The following is a 16715-nucleotide window of genomic DNA, read 5'->3' as shown; positions in this document are numbered from 1 at the left end:
AGGTAATCATTCTGACGGAGCGGGCTGGTCATGATGTCTGGCAATGACCCAGACAGACTCAACCAACCAAGGAAACAGCATGCGTACAAGCCTATCGACTTCATTGCTGATCACACTCGCAATGAACTCTGCATTCGCCGTTGCAGCCCCGGATCAGGTTGCGCAGCGCAAGGACGTGTCACTTGCAATGGCCAACGATTTGCTAACGGCCGCGCTGACCGCCTGTCACGCCGATGGCCGCACAGCCGTTGCCGCAGTTGTTGACCGAGGCGGCAATCTGGTTGCCGTGCAACGCGATGACAATGTCGGCCCACACAACACGTTAGCCGCGCAACGCAAAGCCTATACCGCCCTGTCGACCAAGACTTCGACGCGGTTGCTAGCTGAACGCGCTCGCGCTAATCCAGAGGCTGAAAACCTCAACACCCTTGATGAGTTGCTGCTGCTGGGCGGAGGCGTGCCATTGAAGTTCGAGGGTCAGGTCATCGGCGCCATCGGTGTGGCCGGTGCGGGTGGCGCTGCAAACGATGAAGGTTGTGCAGAGATCGCTATCAACAAAGTTCTACCTGCCGTTAAAAACTAAGGACATCACCATGACTGTATTGAAAAGCTTGTTCGCTGGCGCTGTATTGAGTGCCATTTCAGCCCTTGCATCAGCGGCAACAAATCCTTTGAGCGTGCATGTACTCAACTTGCAGGATGGCTTGCCGTCCCCTGGAGTCAATGTCACGTTGGAAAAACAGGATGGGAAAGACTGGGACATGCTCAACAGCGCGGCAACCAACGAGCAAGGTCGTATCACCGGGCTGTATCCGGAAGGTCGGGGTCTGGAGAAAGGTACCTACCGTGTCACCTTCAAGACTGGTGAGTGGTTCAAGGCGCACAAAACGTCCAGCTTCTTTCCGGAGGTGCCCGTCATTTTTGAAGTGGACGGTACCGTTCCTCACTATCACATCCCGTTACTTCTCAGCCCTTACGGCTTCTCCACATACCGAGGAAATTGATCGTTAAACGATACCAAATGGATACCGCACGAACGTGAAGACAGCCGCCCTACTCAAAAGGGCGGCACTGTCGATTAACTTTTTCGGCATCAAAACCTTAAGCAATGACCACGCTCACTCCTTAGGCTTGGTTCACGTTTCAGGGGGGGGTGCCGGTGACAGCACCTTTCTGATCCTCGACCATGAACTGCAGGCCACTTATCACCCCACCCGATTGGTCATGCCGAGACAAGGCATGCGGTGGATTTCAAGGCGCAAAGAATAGCGTCCATCCTCAGTGTGTTCCTGTGCTTACTTGATACAAACCTATACAAGACCCTGAAATTCGCACAAGACTGATCAGCAGGCGGTGACGCCTTACTTTATCGATGAATGCCCGTTCTGCGCGCTATACATCAATGACCTGCGCAGAGGCGCCAATGAGTCCCAACCGCTATTTATTGGTATCCGTTGTGATCGGATTGAACCCTCGCCTTGACGCTCTCGTGCTGTAAACGTTAGGAATTTAGGCCACAAAAATCACTTGAGGTGCAATCCGCACGCCCCTTTCAGTCGGATATCGAGTGCTCTGCCGAGAGTGCAAAAGCTACGTAAACCGATAGTCTATTGCCGGAGCGCAATCCCCTACCCGATCATCGCATTACTCGCGATCAACATGCTTCCCTCGTGTTCAATCTGGAAATTTCTTGTACAATCACCATGTCGCTGTATAGGTTTTGCGTTGGATTGATGAAAGTGCCAAGCAGTCCATAGCCACTGAGGTTCGTATGTTCAACTCGCAAATCAAAAAAGAACTGACCATCAGCAAGCAGCGTTTGGCTGACTACGAAGCCACCCTCGCAGCATTAGGTGGTTCCATGGCTCTGATTGAGTTCCAACCTGATGGCACGATCCTCGGCGCCAATCACAATTTTCTGAGCGTAATGGGCTATCGTCTTGAGGAAATTCACTCCCGGCATCACCGCTTATTCTGTACACCGAAATACGCCAACAGCGTCGCTTATCAAGGTTTTTGGTCACGGCTGAGTAATGGTGAGTTCATAAACGACCGCTTCCTGCGCCTGGACAAACAGGGGCGTGAGATCTGGCTGGAGGCCAGCTATAACCCTGTTCGCGACGCCTCTGGACGGGTGATTAAGGTCGTCAAGATTGCTACTGATGTAACTGACCGGGTGCGGAAGGAACAAGAGCAGGAGAGCCAAATCAAAGCGATTAACCGTTCCATGGCAACCATTGAGTTCAACCGGCAGGGAGAAGTCATCAGCGCCAACGAAAACTTCCTTGCAGTGATGGGTTACCGCTTGGATGAGATTGTTGGCAAGCACCATCGTCTGTTCTGTGAGCGTAGCGAAAGTGAATCCAACGAGTATCGCCAGTTCTGGGAGCGCCTGAATCACGGCGAATTTTTCTCCGGTAACTTCAAACGCCTCAACAACCAGGGACAAATCGTCTGGTTACGTGCGACTTACAATCCGGTGTTCGACGCCAGCGGCAGCCTTTACAAAGTAGTTAAGTTTGCGAGCGATATCACGGCTCAGGTTCTCCAGCAGGAAACTGAGTCACGAGCAGCACGCATGGCTTACGAGACTTCACTGAAAACCGACAATACAGCACACGAAGGCGCCCGAGTGGTGCAGGAGACCGTGGATGTCATGCAAAGCCTGGCTGGCGAATTGAATCACGCAGCCGAAGGTATCAATGATGTCAGCCAGCAGTCGGAAGTAATCAGCAGCATCGTGCAGACCATCCGTGGCATCGCCGAACAAACGAATCTTCTTGCGCTAAACGCCGCCATCGAAGCCGCTCGTGCCGGAGAGCAGGGTCGAGGTTTTGCGGTGGTCGCTGACGAAGTGCGCAATCTGGCTTCGCGCACAAGCCAGGCCACCATCAAAATTGTCGAGGTGGTGCAGCACAATCGTTTATTGGCCCAGGGGGCAGTGGCCAGGATGGAGGCGAGTAAAGACAAGGCAGAACAAGGAGTCAAATTAGCCGGTGAGGCTGGTCAAGTAATCCTGGATATTCAGGATAGTGCTCGCCAAGTCGTAAAGGCGATCAGCAATTTCTCGTCGACATTAGCTAGATGATTCAGCCTTGCGGCATGTGCAAAATCTTGGTTTGATCGACACATGGATAGTGATTGAAAGCGGGGTTTGAATGAACGAAAAATAACCACCATTATCTCCTTGTAGCGCCTGCCGGGAGGGCAATGAACTGGATTTTGAGTTCAGTATGGCGTTCCAGCCAATCGTAGATCTGCGCGACAACAGTATTTTTGCCTACGAGGCTTTGGTACGTGGTTGCGATGGCAGAGGTGCCGCTGCCATTCTTGGAAAGGTGAACGAACAGAACCGTTATGCCTTTGACCAAGCATGTCGAGTCAAGGCTGTTGAGCTTGCTTCGCGCTTACAAACACCCTGCTTTGTCAGCATCAACTTCTTACCCAATGCGGTATATCAAGCAGCCACGTGCATTCGTGCGACGCTTGAAGCCGCACGCAGATTTGGATTTCCTACCGAAAGGCTGATTTTCGAGATCACCGAAAACGAAGAACTGGTGGACAAGGAACATCTAAAAAGCATCATTCGAGAATATCGCCTTAAAGGCTTCAAGACAGCGATAGATGATTTCGGTGCTGGGTACTCGGGGCTCAATTTGCTGGCAGAGTTTCAACCCGACATCATAAAACTGGACATGACCCTGGTACGTAGCATAGGCACTGACCCGGTTCGACAGGCAATCGTCCAAGGCATCCTCGGTGTATGCAAGGCGCTCAATATTGAAGTGATTGCAGAGGGCGTAGAGACCAATGCTGAATTACAGCAGTTACTAGCCCTCGGCATTTACTTCTATCAAGGCTATCTGTTCGCAAGGCCCGAATATGAAACACTGCCTAACGTGAAATGGCCGCCTCAGAACATTGACTAGGGATAAGGTACCCTGATTTTTTATAAATCGAGGCGATCAATACTCTGAGTGTTTTGCGGAGAATCTGTTTGCTCCCAGCATTACTCGAATTGTCCCATCTCCTTCGTGCTCACCTTGAGTACCACCACCGCCTGCTTACCATTGAGTTACGCGGGTGCGGGCTTGATTGTTACCGAGGGCACTCAGATCGAACCCGGGGACAAGGTTATGCTTGGACTCCAGGCATCCATACAACCGAGCAGATCGCTGGATCGCCTAAAGTGACCGAAGCTGTGCATGCCCGCGAAGGCGGTATCTTCGAGCAGCTCTGGCACGTAGGACGCGTCTCTCACACCTCCCTGCAACCTGAGAGTGCAGCTCCTGTTTCGGCTTCTGCCATTGCGACCGAACAAGTGAGTGTCTTCATAGAAACAGAACCAGGTGCCGGAGCCTTGGTGAGGCCATCAGCCCCAAGAGCTCTGACCACCCGTGAAGTAGAAGAACTTGTACAGCTTTGTATTCAGGCGGCACGTAATGCCATGGAAGCAGGCTTCGACGGTATTGAGCTACATTGCGTCAATGGTTACCTGGTCAATCAGTTCATTTCAGTCCATAGCAATCATCGCGAAGACCAGTACGGCGGCTCCCTTCACAACCGCCTACGGTTTTTGCGTGAGGTGGTTGCTGGGGTAGCCGAGTGTATTGGCAAAGAGAAGGTTGGCGTCCGTTTCGCGCCATTGTCAGCAGCACCGATGAGGAGCGCACTTACCTAGGGATGGTTGAAGACGATCCTCATACCACCTACATCGAAGCGATCAAAGTTCTTGAGTATGCTGGCATTGCTTACCTCTCCATCGCCGAAGCGGACTGGGATAATGCACCACGGATGCCGGAATCGTTCCGTCGCGCAGTCCGTAGCTCCTTCAGCGGGGCGATCACCTACGCCGGTCGGTACACTGCACAAAGCGCTACACAGTTGCTGGATTCAGGACTGGCCGACCTTGTCGCTTTCGGCCGTACGTTCATGGCCACCCCGGATCTACCAGCCAGAATCGCGAACGATTGGCCGCTGAACCCTCAGAACTCAGCCATACTGTATGGCGGTATGCCGAGGGTTATACTGATTACTCCGTGTATGGCGGGTAACCGCTGAAAATGAGATGTCACTCACTGGGGCTCTGAAAATGATCGACGCAGAACTGCTGAAACTGGTGGTTGAAGCATCCAACGACGGCATCGTGGTAGCAGAGCAGGAAGGCGACGAAAACATCCTGATCTATGCCAACCCCGCCTTTCAGCGCCTGACGGGGTACAGCGTTGACGACATCCTGTACCAGGACTGCCGCTTCCTGCAGGGTGATGACCGTAACCAAGCTGGTTTGACAGTAATCCGCGAGGCGATAAGGAACCTTCTCCCCTGCCGCCAAGTCATTCGCAACTATCGCAAGGACGGCAGCGCCTTCTGGAACGAACTGTCGATTACCCCAGTGTTCAACGACGCAGATCAACTCACCTACTTCATCGGTATCCAGAAGGACGTCAGCGTCGAGGTTGAGGCTAGCGAGCGAGTGCGCGAACTGGAAGCTGAACTCGCACTGTTGAAGAAGCAACTCGGATAATTGGAGCGCCAAGATTAACTCCGTACGGACTTGATAAGTTAACGCTCCAGCAATGTCCGGTCTAATAAAGTCCCCTGTTCAAACACCAAATATTGGTTGTCGTTTAGCAAGGTACTAACTCCGAGTCCAAGTCACCGACCGCCAGGATTTTTTCTCTGCAAAAATCGCCTATATTGCTGCAGAGCTTCGATTCGATTGGAGATAAAAGGTGGTCATCCCTACGACCGCGCCGTGTTGAACACTAACATCGGTCTGCTGAGAAATCTCATATGCCGTTTCAGCTACCTTACTGACTTGGAGCTCACACGCAACCTGATCCGTGACTATCGTCGCAAACCTAACCACCTTTCAGAGCGCGCATACGTTGCCCTAAACCGAGTTGTGCGTCGTGTCAATCGTGCCCGCATGCTGCTTGCGTCTTCTTCAGTATCGGGAACAGCTGGCACGTCTCCTAAATATCTTCATTAATGTCTTTGCGACATATCTCTTGTTAACCCAGGTGATGCCATAAATTAGCAGTCATCAATATCAACTACACAATTCCTACCATTGGCTTTTGCATGATAGAGAGCACTATCTGAGGAGATTAACAGCTCCTTGAGAGTGGATCGCGATTGACTCATCGAGGCACACCCAACACTGACTGTGATTTTGATTTCCTCACCACCAGCATCGACACTAGATGCTTCAATGCTGCTCCTTAGTCGCTCCGCAATAACTGAAGCATCGAGGCTATTGCTTTTAGGCAACATAACGACAAATTCTTCGCCTCCAAACCTAGCTATAGTATCTCCGGGACGAATAACTCCCTCAGCAATTTTCACAATAGACTTAAGAACTTCGTCGCCAATTGGATGCCCCCAGCTATCATTAACATGCTTGAAGTGATCGGCGTCTAGCATGATTATCGATATTGAGTGCTGGTATCGATTTGCCCGAGCAAATTCTTTATCTGCCAAGTTGAAAAAATGAGCGCGATTAACTGCGCCTGTGAGGTGGTCTTTAGTGAGCAAATTGGCCAGATTATCACTCGACACCTTTCTCTCGGTGATATCTCGAAACACAACGGTATAGCCAGAAAACTCGTCATTTTCGTCACGCAAAACGGCGATCATTGTTTGAGCGAAAAAAAAGTGCCCTGATTTGTATTGGCAAAGATAGTCTCGTGAATGCCAACCTTCTTCACGTGCGAATGTGAGTTGTTCTTCCAAAACATCAGCTTCCATGGCAGACAAACTACAGAAGCGGCGCAACGTCTCACCAACAGCCTCGGATTCCGTATAACCTGTTAAACGCTCTGCCGAAGGGCTCCAGCTATTAATTACTCCTTGATTAGTCAAGCCGAGAACTGCAAAATCGTTAACAATCGTGTAGATGGCGTCCAGCCATGAGTCGGTCTGCCTTAGCCTCCGTTCAGTTGCAACTTGGCAAGAGATATCAGTCAGAACTGTTATTAGAACCTCTTCGATGACCTTTACAATTGTACAAGCAAGTACAATACCTCCGTCGGCTGCGGACGACACGTGGATTCTATGATTTACACATATTGATCCGCATGACTCTCTAAAACTCGTTACAAGGTTACGTAACTCAGGCGCCACGGAAGCAAGTGTTTCAAAAAGATTTTCAAGACCAAAAGACTTAACCAATGGCATCAACAATTGTGTTGCCATGGGATTAAGCATATCAATTTTTCCGCTGGGGTCGGTTCTTACCAGCCCTACGGGCGATAGATACATAAATGACAGTAGTGCTTCATACTCTAACTCAATTGAATCATTATCTTGTTCATCACTAATCATTTTTAAATCGCCCGATCAACCAATAGGAAGCGGGTGCTAGTATTGCTATCTTTAAGCAGCCTTAACCTAACGGGTATTGGCCGCATTCTAAGCGCCAGGACATAAGGAATGATCACATCCAGCTCAGATTCACTGTCAAATCTTTGAGCGACCATAGAATTATTCAAGCAGGGAGCAATTTCCAAAAATAAATTTTTACCTAAAACACGTGTCTGTCTTAAGGCCGCACTTGAGGCTTCATAAGTATTGTACACCACCACTTCTGAGGCGTCGTTGAAGCCAATAATACCGAAGTCTAGAGTATCCAATCGGTCAGGTGCTGCCAATAATGCCTGTATCGATGTTTCTTCGAATGTAAGATTCATTTTCCCGCTCATCCGCGAAGTACAATAGTAATTTGAGCAATTCCCAATCGGACTGTAAGCGTGGCCCTAGTAGCAATGGTAATACTTCTGACTTTCATAAAAACTTTATATGATAAAATTTGTTTTGCTATTAGATGGCTAGCAGCATCCTAGCACTACAAAGGTTTTTAAATGTAAAAAACATAAAATTAAATCCCGAAAAAAAAACTCGCCCCTGTTATCGATACGCCATGGTCTTTCAACCTCCTGATTTCAATCGTTATTAATAAAACATAGTACTTTGGTCTACAACGCATAAATCTATCCAGCATGAAAAAGTCATTGGATACGATTAAATCTCGAAGCGGGCTCGCTAATTTATACATATGCCGCTCTAAATAACTGTTTAGGTTACTAAAAATAACCCTATCGTTTTCGAAAGCGAATACTAATTATTCAAGGCATTTATTTATTTTCTGAGATTTGCCCCTGACACTTTCGTACAAATTCGGTTGCCAGGCCATTTTAGCGCTTGGCAAAATTCTCTCACAGACCTCAACACAAACGCATTGAGTCGAATTAAAGCCAGCAAATTTAGGCCCCACATGCTGAGATTCAACTTCATCAGGCTGTGTTTCCACCCAGGCTGGTGCGCGAGAAGCTTGCGTTCTGCTCGTAAGCTACTAATATCACTGACAAGCGATTAGTATCCAAACTGAGCTGAATCGACATTCGCGCAAGGATGCCGGGGCTAAACAAGGCTTGATAAGTTTGTTTTTTTTGCTCAATGAGCACATATCGAATGGGCTTTTTATGTAAATACGCTCGATACCTGTAGATTGTCGTACGACACATTCCCATTTCTTCAAATGCCGAACATCAACCCTTACTATCGATGATCCGTTGGATAAAGAAAATTCACAGAAAGCACTTCATTTCTAGTTCCTAACGCCGTCAATCAATTGATAGTAGCCTGGCAGCCGTCATCGCCAATGAGCCCACGACGAGCAATGAAACCGAGCTGAGCGCTCACAGAAGTCTACGTACCTGAATACTGGCAACTATTTCAGCATAAAGTAGGCGCCTGGCCAATACACCTACTCAAATGCTCACGCTACAGGTAATGGTGTCCACGTAACCGATGTGCCAGAGTTCAAAGTCGGAGAGTGGAAGCGTTAAGTTTTAGTGATACTTTACCTGTACAATAGCGGGAGTCGCCCGCAAAATCCCTTGCTGAAAATAGGCCTGTTGATCTGGGGAACAGGGTGTAACATCGAGAAATATCATCATGAAGTGATACCTATGCATGGAAAGGGATGATAGCCGTAGGATTTCGGCATCGACGGCTAAACGCGCCGGGGACACTCCGAACGCCGGACAAATCGCCAATGCGGTAGTGGCAACATTCAGGGATATTTATACTACTCTCGCGCCGATTATTGGCCAGGGAGGAGTGTTAGCGCTTTATAGGCGAAGCGTTTTTATCTGTGCCTCACGTCACAATTGTCTCTCCAGCCTCAACGACAACCCCGAGAAAGACTTTTCTAGGTTGAGATCCCTGCTCGCGCAGCAAACCAGCGACACAGCCACAGCATATGGTGACGATTTACTGAAGACTCTGAATGAGCTGCTGATCTCGTTTATAGGATCTTCTCTATCCGAACGTCTGTTGCAGCCCGTGTGGGAAAACTCTTTTAGCGACACCCCTGCGCAGGATACCTCGTCATGAATACCAAAATGACAATCAATCGCTTGCGCACAGGTGTGCCAGGACTGGATGAGGTGCTAGGCGGAGGATTGCCGGAGTTTTCGTTCAATCTGATCACCGGCCCACCGGGCTGCGGAAAGAAAACGCTGGCGCATCACATGATGTTCGCCCTGGCTACACCGGAACGACCAGCTCTGTATTTCATCGTGCTGGGTGAGCCGCCATTAAAGATGTTGCGGTATCAGCAGCAGTTTGAGTTCTTCGACAACGAAGCAGTGACGCGTTCGATCCGGTACATCACCGACCTCCGCTTCAGCCCTTACGGCATGGCGTTCTCGACCGATACGATTATTGTTCAGCGCTGTATCGAAATTGAAAGTCGGTTGCTGCGAGTCATGGCAGAGGAGAAGGTTCGTGCAAGCGATTACTCCGATGAGTTACGCCTGTACCAAATCGACGATTACGGCATTCGTATTAGCAAAATGCTTGTTGAGCAAGAAGGTCTCTTAGGGGGCCGCCCGACTCAGAAGAACAATCAAATGCCGTTGCCGCAGTTTGAGACGGATGAACTTGGGGCGCTTTCGTGAACCGCGAAACGGACAACGACAAACAAGCGCTCGCTGCTGCGAGCATCGAGCTGACTCTGGTTGTTCAAAAAACTCAGGAGGCTCGCCTAAAGCTTGATGCTCTTGAGCAGAAAGTCGTGAACACTCAGCACCAAGTGCTGGAAAACCACCAGTCCGGGCAGTTAATCGAAGCCAATGAACAACTGGTACTGGCGCTTCTCCAAGCCCAAGTTGGCGTTGAACAGGCAGCCACTGCACTGCGTGAAGTTTCTCACGCCGCGCAGCTCGATGTATTGACGGGGCTACCCAATCGCAGATTGCTACTCGGACGGTTGGCCCAGGCGGTCGAAGAGGCGAAGCCGGACGGAAATGGTCTCGCGGTACTCTTTTTGGATTTAAATCACTTCAAATTGATCAACGACACTTTGGGGCATAGTGCCGGCGATGAAATGCTCAAGGAGGCTGCACTGCGACTCAGTGGCGCGGTACGCAAGAACGATACGGTTGGACGATACGGCGGGGACGAGTTCATTATTTTGCTGGGAGGCGCTACCAGCCATGCCGATGTATTGGGTATCTGCGAGAAAATAATCAAGGCGCTTGGAGTGCCACATCCTATCGGGAATCAAGTTCTGCAACTGGCAGCGAGCATTGGAGTGAGTTATTACCCGAAAGATGGAGATGACCCGCACACGTTGATCGACTGTGCTGACGCGGCAATGTATCGGGCGAAACGGCATGGTCTAGGGGTAGCCTTTCATAGCACCGACTTGCCTCCAGTACCGCTGCCTACCCGCCTCTTCATTATCCAGACACAAAAAAACCCCGGCGCCCACCACTACATAGCCCCCGGGGAATACGAAAGACGGCGTGCTCAATTGCGGGAGGCCAACGAGCAGTTGGTATTAACGGCCCTCAACGCGCAACAACTCCAGGCCGCTGCGGAGGACGCCCTTAATAAGCAGAAAAAAATTCTGGCAATAGTTGCCCACGAGTTGCGCAATCCACTGACACCGCTAACCCTGGCGGCGGGGATGCTGATGCGCTCCTCCCCTGAACGGTTGGCTACTATACAGGCAATTATTGAGCGTCAGACGAGCCATATTGCGCGGCTGGTCGACGACCTGATGGACGTATCCAGGGCCCAGACAGGCAAGCTCAACCTGAACTTCCAGCCTGTGGACATAGCAACGATTATCGATGAGACGGTCAATGTTTGTCGTCCAGCGATCAATCTACGCTTTCAGCAATTTGTCGTACACCAGCCAAGTCGCCCGCTGATGATCAATGGCGATCAGCTCAGATTGACGCAAATTTTATGCAACCTGCTTGGCAATGCCTCCAAGTACACACCCAATAATGGTTCGATCGAGCTAGTAGTCGGTGCCGGTACCGAGGACATCACCTTGACCTTCTCCGATACCGGAATAGGTATTAGCGCTGAGGTTCTGCCTTTTATTTTCGATCCCTTCGTTCAGGACGCCCACGCGATTGGGGTAAACGGCACAGGCCTGGGGGTTGGTCTGACAGTCGTTCGCGAATTGGTCGAGGGGCACCAAGGCTCGGTAAGCGTGTTCAGCGGTGGCTTAGGGCTCGGCAGCAAGTTTATCGTCACGCTACCGTTGCACCCGCAATCCAAATAACTGTTTTGTGATGGTGAGTTACATGCCCGTCGTCTCGACGCGCAGCATCAAGTAGGCAATGGGATGGACGCCTCCGCCCATAATCGTATCGCTATGCCAGAGTGAGTGACGTCACCGCCCACTTGCACGAGGGGTTATCAGTCATGGGGATCAGAATTGTTGGTATCCTGGTCGTCGACGACGAATATTTAATCGCTGATATTCTCTGCTACGCGCTCGAGGATGAAGGCTTCATGGTCGTGAAAGCCAGCAATGGCCAAAAAGGTCTAGAGGTGTTTGAGCGAGAGCGGCCTGCCTTAATCATCACCGACTTCATGATGCCTGTCATGGACGGACTCGAATTCGCCAAAGCCATCCGCGCCTTGCCCTCAGTTAACCACTTACCGATCATCTTGATCAGCGGCGCGCAAGCCACATCGGTATGAAGAAATCAGATTTGTTCAATGCTGTTTTGGAAAAGCCGTTCAACATCGATTCGATCCTTGCCACTGTTAGAGGCCTGTTGGCTGGTAATTGACACCGACGTCAGTCAGCCAACTTGCTTAAATGGCTCACGAGAAGTGGGGTTCCCTCCCCCCCTAACGCTTGTCGTGAAAATGTGAACCTATCCAGCTCAGCTGCGGTCAGCTGATATAGGGTGACTCTGACCATCCGATTCTTGATGATTCAGTAGAGGAGCCCCTTTTCCTCATTCAATCTCATTCTTTCTTCAATTTTCTGCCCCCAAGTGCGGCCTGCAGCCGATCTTATCAAATGGAATCACTCTGAAGCGAATCACGGTGCACCCAGGCGATGCCGCAGGAGCCTTTAAAATGATTGATCCTTAGGAGTGACGCTTGAAAAAATCACGAGCGGCACATGCAAATCAGGATGAATCTGTGTTAGGTAACGCGCACCAAAACTTGTGGCGTACCTGTTGGTTACCGGTAAGCATTTTTCTCACTGGAGTCGCGCTTTCTGTAGCTCTTGGCAACTTTGATGTACGAGAAAAATCCTTCGAGGCGAAAGCTCAAGTTATTTCAAAATTAGCGAATGTGCGGACACAACTTGAAAGTGAAGTGCGCTCGACCTTTGACGTCACGGACGGCATAGCGCAGTTGCTTAGGCTGGATGGCGGAATTTCGTCCGAGCATTTTGTCGGCATGTCCAAACAAGCTATTTCGTCGAAATCCCATATTCACCACATCGCGTTGGCCCCCAACGATATCGTGCGTAACGTCTTTCCCGTTGAAGGAAACGAGAAAGTCATAGGCATGGACTATCGCAAGATACCCGATCAATACGACGCGCTTTTACGGTCTCGTAAGCAGAAAACGTCACTGCTGGCTGGCCCCGTTGAGTTAGTGCAAGGCGGTCAAGGGTTTATTTATCGTCGTCCGATTTTTGTGAAAAATTCAACCGACGAAGAGAGCTATTGGGGTAACGCATCGGTGGTTGCAGATGTTGCCCCCCTTCTCAACGCTAGCGGCGTTAACGTGCCTGATAGCCTCCAGGTAGCAGTTCGCGGAAAAGACGGATTGGGTGCCCGTGGAGACACGTTCTTCGGGAACGGCCGGGTCTTTCTGGAAGAAGCTGTCACCACCGATGTCGAGGTGCCCGGTGGCACCTGGCAACTTGCGGCGATACCCGTGAACGGTTGGCCAACCACCTCCTTATTCACTTCTCCTCTTTTTCTCATTGCCCTCACGTGTACCGGGTTTTTCACATATTTCGCAGCCCAGCTCAGCAAAAGCAACAGGGTCATACACCAGCGTCATACAGAGCTTGCGAAAGAAATCAGAGATCGCCAAACCGTGGAGTTATCTCTGGTACAAAGTGAGGCTCGTTTCCGAGCCCTTTTTGAGCGTTCTCCCGATCCCATTTGCATCCTGAGTCGAAGAGGCATTTGCACCGATGCGAACGCAGCGGCCATCAAGATGTTCGGCTTTAATGATCTAGCGAAGCTACATCGGATCAGGGCAACCGACATCTCGCCGATACTGCAGAGCGATGGCCAATCGACCACGATCAAAGCACAAGTGATGCTTGAAACTGCCCTGGCGAATGGCGTGCATCGTTTTGAGTGGCTACACAGAAGCGCTGATGGGACTGTCTTTCCTGCCGAATTAACACTTTGTGCGGTAACGCTGTCCGGCGAGCCGATGCTGTACGCCGTGGTACGCGATATTTCTGACCGGAAACAGGCTGAAGAAGCCTTACTGACCCAAAAAGCCTTGTTGCTGGATATTGTTGATAACGCCCCTTCTCTAATTTATGTGTATGACACCGAAGGACGGCTGCGCCTGTGCAATCGCCTTTTTGAACAAACGGCGGGTTTCAAATTCCAAGAGATGGAGGGCAGCACGCGAGAAAAGCATCTGCCCCTTGGAGAAGCGAGTACCCTTCGGAACAACGATAAAAAAGTGCTCTCAAAGGGCGGAATCTTTCGCTTTGAAGATCAGATCCTCAAGCATGGAAAACTGCATACCTACTTGACGACAAAGTGCGTATTGCGAGGCACCGAAGGGCAAGCCACTGGGGTATTGGGGATTTCTACTGACATCACCGAAATCAAACAGAATATTGAACAGCTTCGTCTCGCCGGCATCGTTCTGGATAATACTGCTGACGGAGTGATCATCACCAATGCACGTGGACATATATTATCGGTCAACGCCGCCTTTACCAAAATTACGGGCTTCAGCGCCGAAGATTCCATAGGCCTGAAACACAACATCCTGACTTCCGAAAAACAAGACAATGCATTCTATCGCGACATCCTTGACAACCTGAAATTAACAGGTTTTTGGCGCGGCGAACTTTGGAGTCGTAGAAAAAATGGAGAGCAGTATCCAGAATGGTTGACCATCAATACAGTTTACAATGATGCTGGCAAAGTCATTAACTACGTTGCCGTATTCTCCGACATGTCAGCCATCAATCAGTCGCAGACTGATCTCGAACGCATGTCGCACTACGACCCGTTGACGGCTCTCCCTAATCGGTCGCTGTTCCACGAACGATTGCAACACTCGCTCGACCTGACTCTGAGCTACAACCAATCCTTGGCCGTGATCGTATTAGACCTGGACGGTTTTAAAACAGTGAATGAAAGTCTTGGCCACTCAATGGGAGACCTGCTGTTACAACAGGCAGCGACCAGATTTTTATCGTGCGTGCGTTCGGAGGACACTGTCTCGCGATTAGGTGGAGATGAGTTCGCGTTGATTCTGAACAATCTTGCGCACCCTACCGATGCCATTATCATCGCGAAAAAACTGTTGAATGCGCTGCAGGAGCCCTTCGATTTAAAAGGCACATCTACTCTGCTGACGGCCAGCATCGGAATATCTGTTGCGCCCTATGATTCCGAAACGCCAGAGCAGTTGCTGAGGCAGGCTGATACGGCCATGTATGGTGCCAAAGAGTGCGGACGTAACGGCTATCGCTTTTACCAGCCAGAGATGACGTTGCGCGCTCAAGAAAGATTGAACAGCGAACGCTTTTTAAGGCGAGCGGTGCAAAACCATGAATTCGAAGTTTGGTATCAACCTAAAATAAACCTCTTAAATAACAATGTTGAGGGAGCGGAAGCGCTGATACGCTGGCGCGACCCTGTAAAGGGGCTTATTTCACCTGCCGATTTTATTCCTTTGGCAGAAACTACAGGATTGATTATTCAGATCGGTGAGCAGGTAATTGATATCGTTTGCAGGGACATAAAGCGGTGGAGTGATCGGCGAATTGAACCCGGGGTAATCGCGGTGAACGTAGCCGCATTGCAAATCGACAAAAGCGATTTCATCGAAACCATCAGAAGCACTCTGGAAGAATATGATTTGCCTGCCAGTGTTTTAGAGGTTGAAGTGACTGAAAGCTTAATGATGGCGAGCCCAGAACATTCGAGAGAGGTATTAAGAACGCTACAAAGTCTTGGTGTAACGACCGCCATCGATGACTTCGGCACAGGGTACTCTTCTTTAGCTTATCTTAAGCTCTTACCCATCAACAGCTTGAAAATTGACCGGACTTTTATTAAAGAATTACCTCTCGACCCCAGTGATGTGGCGATTACTAAAACCATCGTGGAGCTTGGACATGCTCTGGGCTTCAAAATCATAGCAGAAGGCGTTGAAACCGAAGAGCAAAACAGGTTTCTAAAAGATATAGGATGCGATCAAGGCCAAGGGTACCTGTATGGACGCCCAATGCCTGCAGCAGATTATGAAGTTTGGCTCAAACAACTATTTACTAGCTCTGGCATCAGAGCCTCACACTAAACTTAGATCGCTGCTGCTCTCCTCCATCATCCAGTCTTTGGTTACGCCTTTGACACTTAAATTCGCGTGCGGCGGTAGGCTCAAATATTCAAACAGTTGGGTGCCATAGGTGCGGTAGCAGTTGATCGACCTCAATGGCTCGGTGTATCGGTAGCTATGAGGCGGTAGCCACTTGACGCTGAAGTTGGAGTGATTCACAAACCGAAGCTCGAACCTGAGGATAGAGACGTGCTCAGCCTTGCGCTCGATGATTATCCGAATTTACAAAACGTACCTACGAGGGCGTACAAACTCATGAGGTGAGCACGTACGATTAGGCTAGCAACCTGCGTACTTTACGCATGAAAATTTTAACAGTCTTCTGGCCAATCCCATCGAATTCTTTCAATCGCTTTTCGATCTCAAGGTGATCGCCACTCACCTCAAAAATATTCCCCACCCGCCCCGAACATTCATCACTAATCTTTCGGGCTAAAGCGTGCAATCGAGTCGCCGTTGACTCATCGTAACGAGGTTCAAGTCTTCGAAAAGAGTAATGATTGGGTGCGAATCAGCATCGACGGTCAGCCGGAACAATGGCTTTTATCCAAAAGCCTTTGCAGCGGATCGAACTGCTCCGTCGCCTCTGATCGAAAATCGCCGATGGAACCAACAGCACAGCACCTCGCAAGCAAACGCCTGCCTACGGTTCCTCATGCTCCTGCTCTTCAGGCAGTGTCTTCATCGGCCCAAGAGTCGGTCGTTACTGCATCACTTCTGGCGGAAATAAACGCTACGGGGTTTGAGGCTCGTTGGCACGAGACATTACGTTGCATGCATAAATGGAAGTCGAATCAGCTCATCCTTTTTGCAGATAAATTTGCTGA

9 protein-coding genes and 5 pseudogenes are annotated in these 16715 nt (G+C 50.0%); 11 read left to right on the top strand and 3 right to left on the bottom strand.

Features of this window, described 5'->3' with window-relative positions:
* Window positions 1-79 precede the first annotated feature (79 nt).
* From DJ564_RS16490 to DJ564_RS16460, 7 genes and pseudogenes are all read left to right on the top strand, one after another.
* Entirely contained in the window at window positions 80-583 is a 504-nt protein-coding gene (locus tag DJ564_RS16490) for a heme-binding protein (RefSeq protein ID WP_109631432.1), read from the top strand.
* A 10-nt stretch (window positions 584-593) separates the two neighbouring features.
* Window positions 594-1004, top strand: coding sequence for a hydroxyisourate hydrolase (uraH, locus tag DJ564_RS16485; protein ID WP_109631429.1), 411 nt, complete (start codon window positions 594-596; stop codon window positions 1002-1004).
* Window positions 1005-1771: 767 nt separating this feature from the next.
* Window positions 1772-2545, top strand: a pseudogene (locus DJ564_RS32820) (PAS domain-containing protein); the annotation flags it as partial.
* A 33-nt stretch (window positions 2546-2578) separates the two neighbouring features.
* Window positions 2579-3088, top strand: coding sequence for a methyl-accepting chemotaxis protein (locus DJ564_RS32815; protein WP_256597518.1), 510 nt, complete (start codon window positions 2579-2581; stop codon window positions 3086-3088).
* Between the two features lie 145 nt (window positions 3089-3233).
* The gene (locus DJ564_RS16470; RefSeq protein ID WP_109631419.1) at window positions 3234-3929 is read left to right on the top strand and encodes an EAL domain-containing protein; all 696 of its coding nucleotides are present in this window, start codon (window positions 3234-3236) and stop codon (window positions 3927-3929) included.
* A 150-nt stretch (window positions 3930-4079) separates the two neighbouring features.
* Window positions 4080-5054 (top strand): annotated as a pseudogene (locus DJ564_RS16465) (alkene reductase); the annotation flags it as partial.
* A gap of 38 nt (window positions 5055-5092) precedes the next feature.
* Window positions 5093-5527, top strand: coding sequence for a PAS domain-containing protein (locus tag DJ564_RS16460; RefSeq protein ID WP_109631416.1), 435 nt, complete (start codon window positions 5093-5095; stop codon window positions 5525-5527).
* A 207-nt stretch (window positions 5528-5734) separates the two neighbouring features.
* On the opposite strand, the pseudogene DJ564_RS32445 reads toward DJ564_RS16460, so the two are convergent.
* The 3 genes and pseudogenes from DJ564_RS32445 to DJ564_RS16445 all read right to left on the bottom strand — a co-directional run.
* Window positions 5735-5875, bottom strand: a pseudogene (locus tag DJ564_RS32445) (chemotaxis protein); the annotation flags it as partial.
* Window positions 5876-6039: 164 nt separating this feature from the next.
* The gene (locus DJ564_RS16450) at window positions 6040-7329 is read right to left on the bottom strand and encodes a sensor domain-containing diguanylate cyclase (protein WP_109631413.1); all 1290 of its coding nucleotides are present in this window, start codon (window positions 7327-7329) and stop codon (window positions 6040-6042) included.
* 2 nt (window positions 7330-7331) lie between these two features.
* On the bottom strand, window positions 7332-7694 hold the full coding sequence (locus tag DJ564_RS16445; RefSeq protein WP_109631411.1) for a phosphonate transporter: 363 nt from the start codon (window positions 7692-7694) through the stop codon (window positions 7332-7334).
* A gap of 1704 nt (window positions 7695-9398) precedes the next feature.
* Here DJ564_RS16445 and DJ564_RS32810 point away from each other — a divergent pair.
* The 4 genes and pseudogenes from DJ564_RS32810 to DJ564_RS16420 form a co-directional block, all read left to right on the top strand.
* Window positions 9399-9680, top strand: a pseudogene (locus tag DJ564_RS32810) (RAD55 family ATPase); the annotation flags it as partial.
* Between the two features lie 284 nt (window positions 9681-9964).
* A complete protein-coding gene (locus DJ564_RS16430; protein ID WP_109631408.1) occupies window positions 9965-11590 on the top strand; it encodes a diguanylate cyclase domain-containing protein in 1626 nt (541 codons plus the stop codon).
* A gap of 155 nt (window positions 11591-11745) precedes the next feature.
* Window positions 11746-12107, top strand: a pseudogene (locus DJ564_RS16425) (response regulator).
* Window positions 12108-12426: 319 nt separating this feature from the next.
* The gene (locus DJ564_RS16420) at window positions 12427-15849 is read left to right on the top strand and encodes an EAL domain-containing protein (protein WP_162556210.1); all 3423 of its coding nucleotides are present in this window, start codon (window positions 12427-12429) and stop codon (window positions 15847-15849) included.
* Window positions 15850-16715: the final 866 nt, after the last annotated feature.

Source organism: Pseudomonas sp. 31-12, from assembly GCF_003151075.1.
In the GTDB taxonomy this organism is placed as follows: Bacteria; Pseudomonadota; Gammaproteobacteria; order Pseudomonadales; family Pseudomonadaceae; genus Aquipseudomonas.
This window is presented reverse-complemented; position numbering and strand designations above follow the sequence as displayed.

What these genes read in the sequence shown, in the direction of transcription:
- DJ564_RS32815 (WP_256597518.1), top strand. Translation starts at nt 2,579, where the DNA reads ATGGCTTACGAGACTTCACTGAAAACCGACAATACAGCACACGAAGGC.
- DJ564_RS16490 (WP_109631432.1), top strand. Translation starts at nt 80, where the DNA reads ATGCGTACAAGCCTATCGACTTCATTGCTGATCACACTCGCAATGAAC.
- uraH (WP_109631429.1), top strand. Translation starts at nt 594, where the DNA reads ATGACTGTATTGAAAAGCTTGTTCGCTGGCGCTGTATTGAGTGCCATT.
- DJ564_RS16460 (WP_109631416.1), top strand. Translation starts at nt 5,093, where the DNA reads ATGATCGACGCAGAACTGCTGAAACTGGTGGTTGAAGCATCCAACGAC.
- DJ564_RS16450 (WP_109631413.1), bottom strand. Translation starts at nt 7,329, where the DNA reads ATGATTAGTGATGAACAAGATAATGATTCAATTGAGTTAGAGTATGAA.
- DJ564_RS16445 (WP_109631411.1), bottom strand. Translation starts at nt 7,694, where the DNA reads ATGAATCTTACATTCGAAGAAACATCGATACAGGCATTATTGGCAGCA.
- DJ564_RS16470 (WP_109631419.1), top strand. Translation starts at nt 3,234, where the DNA reads ATGGCGTTCCAGCCAATCGTAGATCTGCGCGACAACAGTATTTTTGCC.